This window comes from Pirellula sp. SH-Sr6A, assembly GCF_001610875.1.
In the GTDB taxonomy this organism is placed as follows: domain Bacteria; phylum Planctomycetota; class Planctomycetia; order Pirellulales; family Pirellulaceae; genus JBKCUI01.
The window spans coordinates 1595637-1613953 of the sequence record NZ_CP011272.1 but is presented as its reverse complement, the minus strand read 5'-3'; the positions used below and the strand labels follow the sequence as shown (position 1 = coordinate 1613953).

Sequence of the window (18317 nt, the reverse complement as noted above, 5' to 3'; positions counted from 1 at the left end):
GGGCGAGTGGCGAGTGGCGAGTAGCGAGTAGCGAGTAGCGAGTAGCGAGTGGCGAGGGGCGAGGGGCGAGGGGCGAGGAGCATGGGGCATGGAGCATGGTGGCGGGAGGCAATGTAGAACCGTCGTCCCGACGGTTTCCCAGTGGTGAGCCGTCGTCCCCGAATGGGCACCCGGTCGTCGCCGATAGGGTACAGACGGGGGAACGCCGGTCGGAGACCGGCTAATACAAACGGGGCGGTCTATTCGCCGGTAGGGTGCTGGCGGGGGAAGCAGTCGAGGACGACTGCTCGACAGGGGGCTCGCTCCTCGATACTTACTTCTTATTTCTTACTTCTCGCTACTCGCTACTCGCTACTTGATTCCCGTCTTTGGCGGCGAGGTGGTCAAGGATCCGGTAAAGGCTGCGTCGGGCGATGCCGAGCTCTTTCGCTGCCTTCGTTTTGTTTCCTTTGTTTCGTTTGAGCACCTCCAGAACGTGTCGATGGGAGAGAAGCTCCAGCGGAATCGCGTCTCCAACACGGGGTTCATGCTCCCCCACTGCATCGACGTCATGACCTGCTGCACGTCTCAGTTCGCTCGGCAAATTATCAATCTCAATGATGTTCTTGTCCGCCAAAATTTTGGCGCGTTCCAAGGCATTGATGAGTTGCCTCACATTCCCTGGCCAACGGGAGACGCGGAAAAGCTCGACAACTCCGGGACCGAGCGTCCAGTCTTCCCCGAGCCAATGATGCACTAGGAGCGGGATGTCATCGAGCCGCTCGCGCAACGGGGGAATCGAGATGGACAGAACATTCACGCGGTAGAACAAATCTTCTCGGAACCGGCCCGCTGCGACTTCTTGATTCAAGTCCCGATTGGTGGCGGCGATCAATCGGACTTTCACTTTTCGCTCTTTGGTCGATCCGATCCGACGCATTGACCCATCTTCTAGTACGCGAAGCAATTTGGCCTGCAATCCCCCTGCCAGCTCCCCGAATTCGTCGATGAACAAGGTCCCGCCGTCGGCGATCTCAAAAAGTCCCGGTTTGGCATCGACGGCGCCGGTGAAGGCCCCTTTTTCGTAGCCAAACAGCTCGCTTTCGAGAAGGGACTCGGGCAATGCGGCGCAGTTGATCACGACCAGTGGCTTATCGGCGAGCGTGCTTTGAGCGTGGATGGCCCGAGCCACCAGCTCCTTGCCCGTACCGCTTTCCCCCAGGATCAGCACGGGTTTATCGCTAGGTGCGATCCGTCCGATCAGTCGCTTTACCTCTTGGATTCCCTGGGAATTCCCGATTAAGGGCTTGGGCCGGTTTTGGTCGGCGAGTTGTCGCTTGAGGTGAATGTTCTCCCGTTCGAGCGTGACGGCTTTCGAAACACGGCGGACCAAATGGTCAAGCTCGTCGAGACCGAAAGGTTTCGAGAGATAGTCGACGGCCCCCCGTTTCATCGCTTCAACCGCCGAGCCGATGCTCCCGCCCCCTGTGAGCATGATGACTTTCAAGTCGGGATCTTCATTGCACAAGCGGGGGAGGAGTTCCAGCCCGTTCATGCCCGGCATGTTTTGGTCGATGATGGCGACGTGGAAGTGCTGGTTGGCTTGGACCGCGATGGCTTGCTCGGCATTCGCGGCAGCCACAACTCGATATCCTTGCCGCTGGAAAAAGCGACAGGCCGGTTCGAGGAAATCGGGCTCGTCGTCGACAAGCAGCAAATCGATCGGGTCACTGAGTGCGGCTAACACCATAATAGAGATGTCGGTAGGAAAATAGGGTGGTTGATTGCCCGCGAAACGTGGCAAACTTCGATGCAGAAGGAGGCGCTCGTCGGTAAGCTGAGAGAGTGAGCAAATGGGGTACCAATGGGTTTCAAAGACCGAAAAAGGAAGTAGTAACCGTTCTCGGAACCGAATTCTTGGGAGTGGCGAGGGAACATTGTCGAACGGCTCGTCCTCGACCGTTCTTGCACCGAGTACCACCCTACTATCGACCAGACCACGTCTCGCTCACGCACTCTTGAAGAGTCCCGTATGCAGTCAGGGAGAGATACTTACCTTGCGCGATGCGTTAGGCGATGCAGATCTGTTGAGGACAACAGATCGACAATGTCGAACGGCTCGTCCTCGACCGTTCCAGCGCCGAGTACCACCTTACTATCGGCTAAGCCACCTCTCCCGTACGCCGTCGTGGAAAGTCCCGCACGCTGTCTGGGAGAGCTACTTATCTCGCGTGATGCGTTAGGCGATGCAGATCTGTTGAGGACAACAGATCGACAATGTCGAACGTTCTTCTCTTTTTGTCCTGAAAGGACTCGAGCCATTAGCCGGGGGTTGAGCGAATGCGATACCCCCGGGTGGATTCCCCATGGATTGAGCATCCCGACGGGATGCGAGCCGCACGACTGAGCATCTTCGCGTTGTTTTCTGGATCAAGCCATGGCATTTCTTTAATCCCTCCTGGATAGAAAAAGGGGTGGGGGGACCGGGGGTATCGCTTGCGCTCGACCCCCGGCTACAAGCTTTGATCCTTTCAGGATCGACATAGGGATCTGTTGAGGACAACAGATCGACAATGTCGAACGGCTCGTCCTCGACCGTTCCAGCGCCGAGTACCACCTTACTATCGGCTAAGCCACCTCTCCCGTACGCCGTCGTGGAAAGTCCCGCACGCTGTCTGGGAGAGCTACTTATCTCGCGCGATGCGTTAGGCGATGCAGATCTGTTGAGGACAACAGATCGACAATGTCGAACGTTCTTCTCTTTTTGTCCTGAAAGGACTCGAGCCATTAGCCGGGGGTTGAGCGAATGCGATACCCCCGGGTGGATTCCCCATGGATTGAGCATCCCGACGGGATGCGAGCCGCACGACTGAGCATCTTCGCGTTGTTTTCTGGATCAAGCCATGGCATTTCTTTAATCCCTCCTGGATAGAAAAAGGGGTGGGGGGACCGGGGGTATCGCTTGCGCTCGACCCCCGGCTACAAGCTTTGATCCTTTCAGGATCGACATAGGGATCTGTTGAGGACAACAGATCGACAATGTCGAACGGCTCGTCCTCGACCGTTCCAGCGCCGAGTACCACCTTACTATCGGCTAAGCCACCTCTCCCGTACGCCGTCGTGGAAAGTCCCGCACGCTGTCTGGGAGAGATACTTATCTTGCGTGATGCGTTAGGCGATGCAGATCTGTTGAGGACAACAGATCGACAATGTCGAACGGCTCGTCCTCGACCGTTCCAGCACCGAGTACCACTTTACTATCGGCTAAGCCACCTCTCCCGTACGCCGTCGTGGAAAGTCCCGCACGCTGTCTGGGAGAGATACTTATCTTGCGTGATGCGTTAGGCGATGCAGATCTGTTGAGGACAACAGATCGACATTTTCGAACGGCTCGTCCTCGACCGTTCCAGCACCGAGTACCACTTTACTATCGACCAGACCACGTCTCGCTCACGCACTCTTGAAGAGTCCCGGATGCAGTCTGGGAGAGATACTTACCTTGCGCGATGCGTTAGGCGATCCAGATCTGTTGAGGACAACAGATCGACAGTGTCGAACGGCTCGTCCTCGACCGTTCTTGCACCGAGTACCACCTTCCTATCGACCAGACCACCTCTCCCTCACGCGGTCTGGGAAAGTCCCGCACGCTGTCTTGGAGAGATACTTACCTTGCGTGATGCGTTAGGTGATGCAGATCTGTTGAGGACAACAGATCGACAATGTCGAACGGCTCGTCCTCGACCGTTCCTGCACCGAGTACCACCTTTCTATCGACCAGACCACGTCTCGCTCACGCAGTCTTGAAGAGTCCCGGATGCAGTCTGGGAGACATACTTACCTTGCGCGATGCGTTAGGCGATGCAGATCTGTTGGGGACAACAGATCGACATTGTCGAACGGCTCGTCCTCGACCGTTTTTGTTGTAGATCCGTCGAGGACGATAGCTAGACAGGGGGGACGACCCTAGATAGGGGTGTGACAAAACGGCGCGCTTGGGGGCTGATGGTGGCGCGCGGGATTGGAGTGGGGTGTGGGGCTGGGGCGGACGCCCACCGAATGGGACCGGTTGCGACAATTTGTTCCGTTCGCGCTTCCATCGGCGTTTTTTCCTTCCCTGTCGGCTCATTCCTTTCGCGACTGGGAACTGCCCACGTATTGGGGGGAGGAGAAGGATTTGGGGACCTGTGACAGCTTGACGCTGGAAAATGGATTTGAATGGGGGCTGGGACGGGTTCGAGGAATTGCAAAATCCTTTATAACTGGCACATGGGTTGCGTTTCTCGAGAACGCATCGTTTTCCCACTTCTCCCCCGACACGCACTGAATCATGTCATTTGCAGAACAGCCGCTGGGTTCCCACGCGGCAACCATGGACGAATCGGCAGGCTCCTCCTCTCCCGGTCGCGAGGCGCAGGCGCTTGAGACGTTCAGTTACGACGACGGCATCGTTCGCATGTTTATGGTGGCTACCATATTCTGGGGGCTCATTGCGACGACCGTGGGGCTGTTGGTCGCGTTGCTCTTGGTCCTCCCCAATCTTTGGCAGGGGATGGACCCAAAGTTCAGCTCGCTCCTCTCCTTCAGTCGACTCCGGCCATTGCACACCAACGCGGCGATCTTCGCATTTGCTGGGAATGGAATCTTCGCCGCCATTTACTACAGCACGCAAAGGCTGTGCAAGTGTCGGATGTGGAGCGATACGCTAAGCCGGCTTCACTTCTGGGGGTGGCAAGCGATCATCGTAGCCGCTGCCATAACGCTTCCGATGGGGATTACGCAGAGCAAGGAATACGCTGAGTTGGAGTGGCCCATCGATTTGGCCATTGCCGTCGTATGGCTCGGATTCTTTGGCGGTAACTTTTTAATGACCCTTTGGGTTCGCCGTGAGCGCCATATGTACGTGGCCCTTTGGTTTTATATCGCCACGATTGTTACAGTCACCGTACTCCACGTTTTTAATAACTTGGTCGTGCCGATTTCTTGGGGGAAGAGTTATTCGGTGTACGCGGGTGTTCAAGACGCGTTGATGCAGTGGTGGTATGGTCACAATGCGGTCGCTTTCTTCTTAACAACACCGTTCTTGGGGTTGATGTATTACTATCTCCCCAAGGCGGCGGAGCGGCCGGTATTTAGTTACAAACTCAGTATTATTCACTTCTGGTCGCTGGTATTTATTTATATTTGGGCCGGCCCTCACCATTTGCATTACACCGCGTTGCCAGAGTGGGCGAGCACGTTTGGAATGCTTTTCTCGGTCATGCTTTGGATGCCTTCGTGGGGGGGGATGATCAACGGATTGCTTACCTTGCGGGGGGCTTGGAATAAAGTCACCTCGGACCCGATTTTGAAGTTCTTCGTTGTCGGGATCACGTTTTACGGCATGGCGACCTTTGAAGGTCCCTTGTTGTCGGTCAAGAGTGTCAACGCTCTTTCGCACTACACCGATTGGACGATTGCCCACGTGCACGCGGGCGCGCTCGGTTGGAATGGTTTCATGATATTTGGGATGACCTATTGGATGTTGCCGCGGCTGTTCCAGACCAAGCTCTGGAGCAAGAGCATGGCCGATTGGCACTTTTGGCTGGGAACCATGGGGATCTTGCTGTATATCATTCCCATTTACATGGCCGGTATCACACAGGGCTTGATGTGGCGAGCGATGGATGATCTCGGTCGCCTTCAGAACCCGGAGTTCGTCGAAACCGTGCAGGCTATTGTTCCGTATTGGTGGGCTCGATTGATTGGCGGCGGGTTGTATATCGTTGGCGTATTGATGTTGGCTCTGAATGCGTTTATGACTTGGACGACCCGTCCTGCGAAATACGATGTACCTGTCTACACCGCGCCACGCTTGACGAAGAACTACCGCGACGAGCCGATCGGCAGCAGCAAGCTTGAAGGGGTCCCTGTTATCGAGGCCGCCAAGGTGTTGGATAAAGTCGGTGCGATGGATTGGCACCGCCGTTGGGAGCGATTGCCAATTCGCTTCACGATTCTCACCACGTTAGCGGTAGTGATCGCCAGTTTGTTTGAGGCGGTACCGATGTTTTTGATTCGAAGCAATGTGCCAACCATTTCGACCGTAAAGCCTTACACGCCGCTGGAATTGGCGGGCCGTGATATTTATGTCAGCGAAGGCTGTTACAACTGCCACTCCCAAATGATTCGGCCTATGGTTGCTGAGACCCAACGTTATGGGGAGTACAGCAAGGCGGGTGAATTCATTTATGACCGTCCGTTCCAATGGGGTTCGCGACGCATCGGTCCAGACTTGGCCCGAGAAGGGGGCAAGCAGAGCAGCTTCTGGCACTGGACCCACTTCGAGAACCCGGGCCAAGCGTCGCCTGGATCGGTGATGCCATCCTACAAACACTTGCTCACCGAGCGCCTCAACTTCGGGGAGATCCCCAAGCGGGTGGAAGCGGCCAAGTTCCTCGGGGCTCCTTATGACTTCGAAATTTCCGAGTCGGAAGAGATCGCCAAGAGGCAGGCGGAGGCCATCGCTGCGGACATCATTGCCCAAGGTGGACCGGTGATTTTCGAAGGGGAGTTGATCAAGGATTCGACCGCCATTGCGTTGATCGCGTACATGCAGCGGATTGGGAAGGACCTGTTCGCACCGGCGACTCCGGCGGCGGCCCCAGCGGGTGGAGCGGATGCAGTGCCCCCCGTTTCGGCACCTGCCGCAGAGGGGGCCTCGGAATCGGCCAGCGAGAGCCCTGCTGCCGAGAATAAGGAGTGATGCGATGCTGAAAGATGTCATCTCCCAATTGGATTACTCCCATTTCGACGAGATCGCCGTGGTGATGTTTGCGATCAGCTTTTTGGCCATTATCTGGGGTGCGCTACGGTTGCGTCCCGAAGCCGTCGAACGGTTTAGCAGCATTCCCATCCATGACCACGTCGTTGATCCACGGAAAGGCGATCAAGAATAATGAATCAGTCGAATACGAAAGAAGTCTCGCTCGGCCACAGTTACGACGGCATTCAAGAATACGACAATCCGCTTCCCGGTTGGTGGAAATGGATGTTTTGGGGGACGATCGCTTTTTCTCCGCTCTACTTGATGTATTACCACAACGGAACGCCGGGGCGGTCCGTGGCAGACCAGTACACCGAAGGGGTCAATGAGAATACGCGCAAGCAATACGCGGAAATCGGGGACTTGCAGGGGGACCAAGCGACGATGGTGAAGTTTTTGAAGGAGCCCAAGTGGGTTGGTGTGGGGCAAGCGATTTTCAAGGCGAATTGCGTCTCGTGCCACGGTCCTGAGGGTGGTGGAAATGTCGGGCCCAATCTTTGCGATGATTCCTTTAAGCACATTAAGACATTGCCGGATATTGTGAAGGTGATCAATGAAGGGGTCGCAGGTGGAGCCATGCCTGCTTGGGGGAATCGATTCTCGCACAAGAACGACGCGATTTTGGTATCGATATACGTCGCCAGTTTGCGAGGCACGAATCCATCGACTGGCAAAGCACCCGATGGCAGCCCGATTCCCGCTTGGCCCAAGGATTAAGTCCATCCCATTTCACTTCGCGCGGTTGCGAGAAACAGGAGTGAAGAAAGTGGCTCGCGACGGCGCAAAGTCCGCAAAGTGGGATCCCTTTGAAAGGCCGATGTGGGCTGATTCAGGTTCGATTATCTACTTGTCAACCTATCCACACCTTCCCTTTCCTCACTCTGCGCCGCCGCGCCGTTGCGAGAACCAGGTTTGAAGAAAGTAGCTCGCGACGGCGCAAAGTTCGCAAAGTGGTGTCCCTTTGAAAGGCCGATGTGGGCTGATTCAGGTTCGATTATCTACTTGTCAACCTATCCACACCTTCCCTTTCCTCTCTTTAGCGCCGCCGCGCCGTTGCGAGAACTGGGTTTGAAGAAAGTGGCTCGCGACGGCGCAAAGTCCGCAAAGTGGATCCCTTTGAAAGGCCGATGTGGGCTGATTCAGGTTCGACTATCTACTTGTTAACCTATCCACACCTTCCTTTTCCTCTCTTTGCGCCGCCGCGCCGTTGCGAGAACCGGGTTTGAAGAAAGTAGCTCGCCACGGCGAGAAATCTGCTTGGCATGGGGATTGCTCTTGGGAGAAAGTAACTCTCGGAGAGTTGGCAATCGGCACTCGGATGTGTTTCGACGACGAAGCGGATTGCTCGCGGTAGAATGGGCAGGGAGCGGTTCTTTTCGAGCCGCCCCGAAGTACAAAATGGAAATGGACCCGACTAGGGTTCGCGAGGCGATTTTCCAATCCCTCCATTGGATTGCAAATTCATGACTACAAACGAATTCTCCCTCCCGATCCTGTCGAAGGAGCAACGGGAAGCCAATATTGCCGCTTGCTCCAAAGGATGCGGCAACTGTGGCGGAACAAAGCGTTGCGCCGAAGAGCCTGCGGCGACTTCGGAGATGTCCGGGCCTGCCGGTTCGATTTTGCGGGCGGATGAGCAAGTCCTGCCGACGCTGTCGCGAGACGGCAAACGCCGTTGGATTACGCCTTCCCTGGAGAAAGGAAGGAAGTGGCATGCTCGGCGATGGGTCGCATACGGGCTGATTGCATTTTTTGTCACGCTTCCGAATCTGCGGATCAATGGAAAGCCCTATGTCCTCCTGGACATTGCGTCCAGGGAGTTTACGTTCTTGGGGTATACGTTTTATCCAACGGATACGCCTTTGTTGGCCTGCATCATGCTCGGCGCATTTTTCTCGATCATGCTAGTGACGAGTTTGGCTGGACGCCTTTGGTGCGGATGGGGGTGTCCCCATACCGTTTACTTGGAGTATTTGTTCCGGCCGATCGATCGATTGTTCGACGGTACGATTGGGAGGGGAGGGAAACCGCGTAAGCCCATGAGCGGGGCCGCACAGTTGTTGCGATTGCTGGTTTATCTCGTTTGCTGCATGTTTTTGGCGCACACCTTCTTGAGTTACTTCGTGGGTACCGACGAGCTGCGCCGTTGGATCATGACGCCTCCCACCGAGCACCCGATCGCCTTTTTGGTGATGGCCGGGGCGACCTTAGGGCTGATGTTCCACTACCTTTATTTTCGCGAGCAACTCTGCTTGATCGCATGCCCGTATGGCCGCTTTCAATCGGTTATGTTGGATCGGAAATCGTTGATCGTGGCGTATGATCTCAAGCGAGGCGAGCCGAGAAAAAAGGGGAAGCGCAAGCCGTTGCCGGAGGTCACCGATGCACCGCGCGAGGCAGGCGACTGCATCGATTGCGGCCGGTGCACGGCTGTATGTCCGACCGGGATCGACATTCGAAACGGATTGCAATTGGAATGTATCCATTGCACGCAGTGCATCGACGCTTGCGATGCGGTTATGACGAAGGTTGGATTGCCCACGGGATTGATCCGCTATACCAGTCAAGATGGATTGGAAGGTAAACCGCAGCGATTGATTCGACCCAGGACGGTGATCTACGCCACGTTGGTAACGGTCCTGACGGGACTCTTCTTTTTTATCTTGTCCTTCAAATTCGCTTTCGACGCCCGCGTTTTGCCCGCGAGCGGTGGAGCACCCTTTGTGGTCGCTTCGAACTTGGTTGTCCAGAACAATTTTAAATTGCGATTGGTGAACCGAAGTCAAACAGCGCAAACGTATCAGTTCAAGGTGGAGGACGAGGCCGTTACGGTCAAGAACAGCGATGGGGCGGATGTCGTTCTCCAGCCCGGTGAAACCGTGCGGTTGCCGATCGATGTTCATTTTCCTGTACGATTGACCGCAGGACGCGGGGCTACGTCCACCAAGCTGATTGTGTCCGACAGTGCAGGTGCGAAACGGGAGCTGACGCTTCGATTGCTGGGGCCTCGATAATGCAAGAAAAAAGCTCGCGTCGGTTTTGGGTTGCTTTGGTCTTAGCGTTCTTTGCGATCGATATCACCATTGCGGTGATCGCCATCTCCATGGCTGCCGGGGACCCTTCGTTCCGCACCATTCCCGGCTTCGGTCAGCGCTCAGTCGACTGGGAGGTTCGCAAGAAGGAAGAGCAGCGAATCGCCGACCGCGGGTGGACGGTGGACGCGCGGGCATCGACGGCGAATCCCCGAAAGTTGTCCATCTCGGTTCTTGATAAGGATCGCCAGCCCGTTCCCGATTTGAGCCTAACCGTCACGCTGTTTCACTACACCCGCGTCGCAGAGCAGCAAGTTGTACCGATGACATGGTCGGGCTCGGCGTATGAAGGAGATGCAGACTTGGCCAAACCGGGGCTTTGGCATCTTGATATCGCGGGTGCTTTGCCGGATGGGACGCAGATTTGGACGCAGCGCACACTCGAATTGGATCCGGTTCGATGAGTGGATTGTGGGCGTCGTGGGAATTGCTCGGAGCGACCATGATTGCTTCGTTGCTGGGATCGCTGCATTGTGTTGGGATGTGCGGGCCATTTGTTCTGTTGGCGACCGCAGAGCCAGCGAGGAGGTCGCCGTCGCAGGTCGTCCCTTCGCCCCGTCTTCGGTTGGCGGCTTATCATTTCGGCCGGTTGACGACGTATGGTGGTATGGGGCTAGTCGCAGGAGTGATTGCCACGACGCTCCAACGTGCCCGTTTGGTCCAGATTGCAGGCGAGTTTCATCAGTTGGGGGTTGCGATCGGATTGGTGTTGATCGGGATTGGGGTGTGGCAATTGGGCACGCCATGGTTCCGTTTTGGCACAGTTGCGCGCGCCCGGGAGGGGAGCAATCGATCGGACGGCAGCGTCAAATCGGCGCACTTGGCAGAAATGGGTCCCAATCGGAATAGGTCGACAGATGGAACGCGGCCTTTGAGGGAGCCGTTGCACCGAAGTTGGGTGGAGCATTGGGGGCGCGGGTTGAGAAAGCTACGAGAGGTATTTCCGAAGGGATCGGCCTTGGGAAATGCCTATTTTTGGGGGCTGACATCGACGCTCCTGCCCTGTGGTTGGCTTTACCTCTTTGTTCTTGCCGCATTGGCGGCGCCATCGGTCGCCATGTCGGTGGCCACGATGGCAGCCTTTTGGATCGGGACTTTGCCTCTCCTTTCCTTGTCCGCCTGGGCTTGGCAGCGGTTGGGGGCTCGTTACCAGCATCTGAGTGGTCCCATCGCGAGTTTGAGTATTCTTCTGATGGGGGGATACCTCGTCGCGACGAGGAGTTCGAATCGGATGGAGAGCTGGATGGATAACCAGATCACGGCATCCGGTTTGCAATCTCCCTTGCCAGCGAGCCAAGCGTCCAGTTCTTTGCAGGGACCATCGACGGAGACGTCGATGGAGGTTCTCCGTCGTATGACGAAGCAATTGAATGACGGTTTGCCTTGCTGCGACCCTAGCCAGGCGCCACGCGTTGACAAGGAATAAGCATTGATGGTGAACGTGGGAAAGAACACCTTAAGACCCAAGAAGCGCGCTGCATCGGTTCCGTGCGCTCATTGTGGGTTGCCATCGCCACCGACGGCAGATGGGGAGAGGGCGTTTTGTTGCAATGGTTGCCGGGGTGCTTTTGCGCTCATTCATGAGATGGGGTTGGAGGATTATTATGCTCTGCGCCCCAACGCGGCTGGAGAGTACGTACGCGAGTCGGAGCAGCAGATTGCGGCTTTGTCGGATTTGCACGTTGCGGGGGTCGAGGTTCAGCATTTGCCCGGCGGAATGGATTGTGTGCGATTGAACGTCGAGGGGCTTCATTGCGCCGCGTGTTCCTGGTTGATCGAGCGGATGCAGCCCAGCATTCCGGGGCTTCATTCGGCCCGGGTGCGCATGAGCGACCATTCCGTTGAGCTCATATACGATCCCGTTCAAACATCGGTGGCCCGCGTGGCCAGTCGATTAGCTCGGCTTGGGTATCCACTGAGTCCTTGGCAAGATGACCCTGAGTTCGATGCAGAAGTCATTCAAAGGCAACGCGACCATTGGATAGGGATCGCGTTGGCAGCCTTTCTCGCAGCGAATGCGATGTGGATTGGGATTTCTCTTTATGCTGGCGAGGCGACCGGTATCTCGAAGGAGAACGAGGCGTTTCTCCGATGGGTGGGTGCGATACTCGGGTTGTTGGCCGCGGTGTTTCCCGGTCGCATTTTCTTTCAGACTGCGTGGCAAGCCGTCCTCAATCGAACACCTCACGTCGACATCCCAGTAGCAATATCGTTAGCCATCGGGACGATGGGATCGTTGTTCGGTGCATGGAGTGGTTATGGCCACATGTACTTTGATTCGTTGGCATCGCTGGTATTGCTATTGAGGGTTGGGCGGTATCTGCAGTTTCGAGCACAATCGCAGGCGCGGCACTCCATCAGTCGGTTGTTGCGATGGAATACCAACATCGCAAAGAAGATCGAGGAGGGAGGACAGGTCGTGTCGGTCCCTTCCAATCGATTGCAAGCGGGGGATCGGGTGCAGATCGATGCAGGGGAGGTCATCCCTGCGGATGGCATCGTCCTGTTAGGAGAGAGCCAACTCGATACGTCGCTCCTCACGGGCGAGACCATTCCCGTGCCAATCGGTACAGGCGAGCGCTTGGTGGGTGGAACGATGAATCTGACTTCGCCCTTGGAAGTTTTGGTCGAAGCCGCGGGTGGGAAGAGTCGGGTTGGCAAGCTTATGGCGATGGTGCGCGATGCCACCACCTATGAAACTCCTTGGATTCAAGCGGCAGACCGGGTTGGAAAGTGGTTTGTTATCGTCGTCTTAGCGCTCGCCGTCTTCACATGGTGTGGTTGGGCGTGGTGGGTGAACGGGACGGTCGCCACGCAGCACACCATGGCGCTTCTCACGATCGCGTGTCCCTGTGCATTGGCATTGGCTGCTCCGTTGGTGATCACGATCGCATTGGGGCGCGCGGCCAAGAGACAAGTCTGGATTCGGGATGGCATCTGTTTGGAGAAGCTCGCGCGACCTGGGATGTTGTGGCTCGACAAGACAGGGACGTTGACGCTCGGGCGAGTGCATGTCCATGCTTGGATAGGAGACGATCGCTGGATTCCCATGATCGCGGCTGCGGAAGGAAAAGTGAATCATCCAATGGCGGCTGCGATCCTTCGATACGCCGACGCGTTCGAGGAGACGAATGAGCCGCGTCAAGTGACCGAGTCCGAGCAAGCGCAGGGGTTTGGGACGAAATGCCGTGTGAACGGAGTCTTCGTCGCGGTGGGGAATGTTCGCTGGATGAACCAGCTCGGCTTCCTAGTCCCGCCCCGCCTTGCGGAGACAGTCCAGCAAATTGCCAATCGAGGCCAATCGTCTGTCTATGCCGCGGTGGATCGAGATGTTGTCGGAGTGTTCGCCATGGGAGATGCGTTGCGGCCCGATGCGGTGTCGTCGCTCCGAGGAATCCAGAGCTTGGGCTGGAAGCTAGGGATCTTGTCCGGAGATCATCGCAACGTCGTCGAATCGATTGCAGAGAATTTGCGAGAGAATGGGATACACATCCAAGAGGTATTAGGCGAGCAATCCCCCGAGGAAAAGCTCGCGACCATTGAAACGAGCAAGCGATCCGGTGAAGGAGTGGTGGTGATGGTCGGCGACGGTGTGAATGATGCTGCGGCACTGGCCGCCGCGGATGTCGGGATCGCGGTGCGGGGGAATAGCGAGCAGTCGCTCGCCATCGCGCCGATTTACATCGCGAGTCAGAAGCTCACATCGGTGGTCGATTTACTATTCGCCTCCCAGCAAGTCGTGCGAGGTATTCGCGGCTGCTTCATCGCGTCGCTACTTTACAATACGGTTACGATCTCGCTGGCGATGTCCGGCTGGATTCATCCTCTCATTGCTGCATTGTTCATGCCATTGAGTGGCATCACTGTGTTGGCCATGGCCTTTCAAAGCCGCGCCTTTCGAAACAAGATTACTACACGAACCGCGATGGAGTCCCCATGAGCGTTTTGTATATCGCCCTTCCCGCCGCCATTTTGCTTGGAGCCGCCGGACTGATCGGATGTTTGTATTGCATCCGGAGTGGTCAGTACGACGACCTCGAGTCCCCTTCCCTCCGCATTCTGCAGGACGACAACGAATCATGAAACGACTGCGATCCCTCTCCCTCGCTGCTTGTCTCGTTGGATTCTCTGCCCCGATCGCTCGGTCTGGCGACGAATTCGAACATGCACCGATTTCGTACTACGACACCGAATCCCAGGACCCGGTCGCTCGTCTTTGGAAAGAGATGGAGAGTGGGCAGCGGAAACTGGAACCGGACGAGAAAGGGGAGTACTTGCAATCATTGCTCGACGCCTTAAAGGTTCCCATCGAATCGCAGTGTTTGGTTTTTTCGAAGACCAGTCTCCAGATCAATCACATATCACCGCGCACACCCCGAGCGATCTATTTCAATGATTCTGTTTATGTAGGATATGTTCTCGGAAGCTCGATCATCGAATTGGCCGCGATCGATCCGCAGTTGGGGTGTGTTTTCTATACGTTTGAGGCACCCGCATCGGGCGATGAGCCGGAGAAAGACGGACGACAGGAAGAGGTCAGCGACGACGAGGCCTATCCAACCATTATCCGAGATCGCGGTCAGTGCTTGTCCTGCCATGCCACCACCCGAACTGAGCGTGTCCCTGGCGTGTTGGTACGGTCGATTTATCCAGACAAAGCGGGGCGTCCTCGCTCGGGAGCATCCAGTTTTGTTACCGATCATCGAAGCCCATTTATCCAGCGGTGGGGGGGATGGTATGTGACGGGTAAGCATGGCGAAATGCGTCATTTGGGCAACCTCTTTGCGCTCGATCGACAGAACCCGGAACTCGTCCATCCCGATGCAGGTGCCAACTGGTCAACTCTCGCCAAGACGATCGACACCGAGCCCTATCTCAAGCCAACCAGCGATATTGTTGCATTGATGGTAATGGAGCATCAGACCCGTGTTCACAATTTGATCACGCGGGCCAATTACGAAACCCGGATGGCGCTCCATTTGGACGCCGCTATGAACCAAGCGTTGAACCGACCTGCGGAACATCGAAGTGATTCGACACTCCGACGCATTGCCTCGGCTGGAGATGAGTTGGTAAAGGGGTTGCTTTTTGCCGAAGAGTTCCCGTTGGAGACAGCCGTGGGGGAGGGGAGTGCATTCCGCGAACGGTTTACCCAACGAGGGCCAATCGATTCGCACGGGCGTTCCCTCTACCAGTTGGATTGCCAGTCTCGACTCTTCAAACATCGGTGCAGCTATTTGATATTGAGCGAGCAGTTCGATGCTTTACCGGAACCGGTGATGGCGCATGTTCGGGGGAAGCTAAGCGACATTCTGCGAGGGAAATGTGAGCCACCCGAGGGAATGATTTGGGACGAAGCCAGTCGTATGGAAACGTTAGCCGTTATCGAATCCGTCAAGCCGGGATGGTTGGGGAGCGATTAGCGGTTCGCCGTAATCGGTCTCCGGCCGGTGTTCACCGCGCTCCGCGCGGCGCCCAAATCGTTCATTCTGGGTTGGATGGGAATCAGAGATTGATGGAAAGCTTATGACGTTAGAAAAGGGAAATCTCAATGAACTGGATTCCGCATTGCTCGATGCGGTATTGAACACTGCGGTCGATGCGATCGTGACCATCGACGCGCGGGGTAAAATTCTGCATGCGAATCGATCGGTCGAAAAGTTATTCGGCTATAAGCCCCAGGATTTGATCAATCAGAATGTATCGGTTTTGATGCCCGAGCCGGATCGGTCTCGCCATGATGGATATGTTCAGTCGTACAACGAAACCGGCAAACGAAAGATTATCGGAATCGGTCGACAAGTGCTTGGGCAGCGAGCCGATGGAAGTCTGATCCCTATCGATTTGGCGATCAGCGAAGTACATGTGGGGGATCGAATTCTTTACACCGGTATCATGCGAGATATGACCGAGCGGCAGCAAAACGAGGCGGATCTGCGCGATGCTCAGTTGCGGTTGATTCAAAGCGAGCGATTGGCGGCGATTGGGCAGATGGTCACGGGGTTGGCCCATGAAAGCCGCAATGCGTTGCAGCGATCGAGAGCTTGTTTGGACATGCTCGATCTCGATTTGGAAACCGCGCCCGAGCAACAGGACTTGGTCCGACGCACCCGGTCGGCGTTGGTGGAATTGCAAACGCTTTACGAGGAAGTCCGGAGTTATGCTGCCCCCATTCAATTGGGAAAAACCAGGCAAACCGTTTCCGAACTCTGCTTGGACGTTTGGAACAATTTGAGCGAGGTCTGGACCCCAATAAAGATCAAGCTCGTGCTTAACTGCGAGGCCTGTCCGGCGATTTACTGCGATGCCAGTCGGATCTCGCAAGTGATTCGAAACATCTACGAGAATTCATTAGCGGTCGTCCCGAGCAATAGTGTTCTCTATACGACTTGCAGACCGATTTGCCATGGCTCGCAGCAATACCTGCAAGTTGCCTTTACCGACGACGGTCCTGGTTTGGATGACGAACAGAAACGACGCATCTTCGAGCCATTCTACACAACAAAAACCAAGGGCACGGGGCTTGGGATGGCCATCTGCAACCGGCTCGTGGAGGCGCATGCAGGGAAAATCTATGTAGGGAATAACGAGCATCGCCATCCCGATGCGCATGGTGCAGTCATCGTTATGGAGTTACCGATGTAGTGGACGGTGGTGATAGTTCGACCGATTCGAGTGCCCGCATCAGTGCATAATGTTCTTGAACGTCGACGGGGGCAATCCGAGGCAGGTTTATCTCTAAAAGAACGGTTTCCAGTGTCTCGATCAGTCGGCGGTACTTCACGCTTTGGAGCTCGTTCTCTTCTCCGATTGCGTCTGCTTTCTGTCTCTCTTCCATACGCTTTTGATAGGTCGCATACTCGGGCAGCTTTTCGATCTCCGACATCCAAGCTCTTTGATCGCGATCCTTCCAAGCGTCGGATTGTTCCCAGGTGTCGGGATCTTCCAGTTCGGGGGATTCCTTTGCGATGGCCTCAAGAAGTTCGCGCCGTCCCGAATTGAATCTTCCTCGGCGGCTGGGACCAAGGTTGCGACTGTTGCGGCGGTAGTTGTCCAACCGATTTGCCAGGTCTTCAATTCGCTCCTCGAGATCGATTTCCAGCGATCGACACAGTTCCTCGATCACGCGTTGATGCGAGCGGGGCGATTGCGACACCCAATGGGCGAAGGTGCCTTCGAAATGCTGAAGGTCAATCGGGTCCATCACTGAGTTGGCTGCGATGTCGTGATCCTCTTCGGATTCCTTTGTGTCCTTGGTGTCCCCATCTCGCGAGACAGGCGGTCCTCCTCTTCGATAGCGATCACGTGCTAGCGTGTAATCCGGGATATGACTCCATGCTCGCAAAAACAAATCGCTACCCCGAAGTGGAATATCGATGGTGTCCCCTTGGCAGACCGCGTACACGAAGGCTTCCTCGAATGAGATCCGACCATCCTCATTGAGATCTGCATTGACGATTTTCGTTCCATTTCGCATCTCCCCGAAGATCGCACCCCAGAAGTAGCTGCTGAACTCCTCGTCTCGTTCGATGTCGGGACGGCAACCTGCCGCTTGCAAGTCGTACTGTTGCGCAAAGAACCCGATACGAAGGTGGTCGCTTGGTTTCTTTCGATCTTCGATGTCGTCGAAGATGATGTTCGCGAATCCTCCTGCGTAGCACTGCGCCATCATCGAAATGACGGGGACATCCTTCGGGTAATCGTCAAGCCACTCCATCAGTTGCGAAACGGGCAGGCTGCTCCCCCAGCATGCGATGCGGGTGTTCTGGGGATTGCTTCGAGGGCCAGCGGAACCATGGGCTGTGACATAGAGGAAGACGCGATCGCCTGATTTGGCTCGCTCCCCGATGCCGCGAATCGCCCGCTCCAGACGCCGGACATGCGTCGATCCTAGTACGTCCGGAACGTCGTGGTTTCGATATTCGATCGTTTGCGAGTTGGCTCCTGGGCCGCGGCGATGAAGCCGACGGAGTAGATCGAGGACAGGGGTGTCGGACGGTGGGGTAGGCGAGATGATTTGCAAGTCGGCGTCGGGGTTTTCTCCGTCGGCGAAGAAGATCGATACCTCCCGATCCGGAGAAGCCTTGGACGCCAGGATTTTGTTGAGGAACAGAACATTGGCCTCCATGGAGGCTTGATTCTGCTCTTTGTTGGGACCCCCTCCGATGACGAGGAAATAGTCTTTGGCGTGCAGAGGGAGAGAGAACGCGAGCAAAATCCCTAGGGAAGCGACGGAGAGCCAGGAGAACCGTGTGCAATTGGGAATGGATGTTTTTTCTCGACACATGGCCCTGGTTTTCCTCGCATGGCTGGGGAATACCGTTGCAACCACCTGCAACGACTGAATCCGACGCAATGCATGATAACCCCTCGCCGACCCTTGGGTTTCGGAGAAGACGTTTCTAGTCACCTATCGGGTGGAGCAAGGAGCAAGGAGCAAGGAG

12 protein-coding genes are annotated in these 18317 nt (G+C 55.9%); 10 read left to right on the top strand and 2 right to left on the bottom strand.

What is annotated here, in order from left to right; genetic code table 11:
* Positions 1-337: 337 nt before the first annotated feature.
* Entirely contained in the window at positions 338-1729 is a 1392-nt protein-coding gene (locus tag VN12_RS06470) for a sigma-54-dependent transcriptional regulator (RefSeq protein WP_146676059.1), read from the bottom strand.
* Positions 1730-4306: 2577 nt separating this feature from the next.
* Between VN12_RS06470 and ccoN the strand changes: the two genes are divergently transcribed.
* From ccoN to VN12_RS06420, 10 genes are all read left to right on the top strand, one after another.
* Positions 4307-6721, top strand: a complete 2415-nt coding sequence (gene ccoN / locus VN12_RS06465; RefSeq protein WP_146676058.1) for a cytochrome-c oxidase, cbb3-type subunit I — start codon at positions 4307-4309, stop codon at positions 6719-6721.
* Positions 6722-6725: 4 nt separating this feature from the next.
* Positions 6726-6914 carry a hypothetical protein gene (locus tag VN12_RS06460; protein WP_146676057.1) on the top strand — a complete coding sequence of 63 codons (189 nt, stop codon included), beginning with the start codon at positions 6726-6728 and terminating at the stop codon, positions 6912-6914.
* On the top strand, positions 6914-7498 hold the full coding sequence (locus VN12_RS06455) for a cbb3-type cytochrome c oxidase N-terminal domain-containing protein (RefSeq protein WP_146676056.1): 585 nt from the start codon (positions 6914-6916) through the stop codon (positions 7496-7498). The genes VN12_RS06460 and VN12_RS06455 overlap by 1 nt, the downstream gene beginning before the upstream one ends.
* Before the next feature lie 746 nt (positions 7499-8244).
* Positions 8245-9795 carry a cytochrome c oxidase accessory protein CcoG gene (gene ccoG, locus VN12_RS06450; RefSeq protein WP_146676055.1) on the top strand — a complete coding sequence of 517 codons (1551 nt, stop codon included), beginning with the start codon at positions 8245-8247 and terminating at the stop codon, positions 9793-9795.
* Positions 9795-10277 carry a FixH family protein gene (locus VN12_RS06445; protein ID WP_146676054.1) on the top strand — a complete coding sequence of 161 codons (483 nt, stop codon included), beginning with the start codon at positions 9795-9797 and terminating at the stop codon, positions 10275-10277. The genes ccoG and VN12_RS06445 overlap by 1 nt, the downstream gene beginning before the upstream one ends.
* A complete protein-coding gene (locus tag VN12_RS06440) occupies positions 10274-11299 on the top strand; it encodes a sulfite exporter TauE/SafE family protein (protein ID WP_146676053.1) in 1026 nt (341 codons plus the stop codon). Before VN12_RS06445 ends, VN12_RS06440 begins: the two co-directional genes overlap by 4 nt.
* A gap of 6 nt (positions 11300-11305) precedes the next feature.
* Positions 11306-13813 carry a heavy metal translocating P-type ATPase gene (locus tag VN12_RS06435; protein ID WP_146676052.1) on the top strand — a complete coding sequence of 836 codons (2508 nt, stop codon included), beginning with the start codon at positions 11306-11308 and terminating at the stop codon, positions 13811-13813.
* The gene (gene ccoS, locus VN12_RS06430; protein ID WP_146676051.1) at positions 13810-13956 is read left to right on the top strand and encodes a cbb3-type cytochrome oxidase assembly protein CcoS; all 147 of its coding nucleotides are present in this window, start codon (positions 13810-13812) and stop codon (positions 13954-13956) included. The genes VN12_RS06435 and ccoS overlap by 4 nt, the downstream gene beginning before the upstream one ends.
* On the top strand, positions 13953-15296 hold the full coding sequence (locus VN12_RS06425; RefSeq protein WP_146676050.1) for a hypothetical protein: 1344 nt from the start codon (positions 13953-13955) through the stop codon (positions 15294-15296). The genes ccoS and VN12_RS06425 overlap by 4 nt, the downstream gene beginning before the upstream one ends.
* Positions 15297-15399: 103 nt before the next feature.
* Entirely contained in the window at positions 15400-16518 is a 1119-nt protein-coding gene (locus VN12_RS06420; RefSeq protein ID WP_146676049.1) for a two-component system sensor histidine kinase NtrB, read from the top strand.
* On the opposite strand, the gene VN12_RS06415 is transcribed toward VN12_RS06420, so the two are convergent.
* Positions 16499-18160 (bottom strand): hypothetical protein, encoded by a 1662-nt coding sequence (locus VN12_RS06415; protein WP_146676048.1) that lies wholly within the window; start codon positions 18158-18160, stop codon positions 16499-16501. The genes VN12_RS06420 and VN12_RS06415 overlap by 20 nt on opposite strands.
* Positions 18161-18317 lie beyond the last annotated feature (157 nt).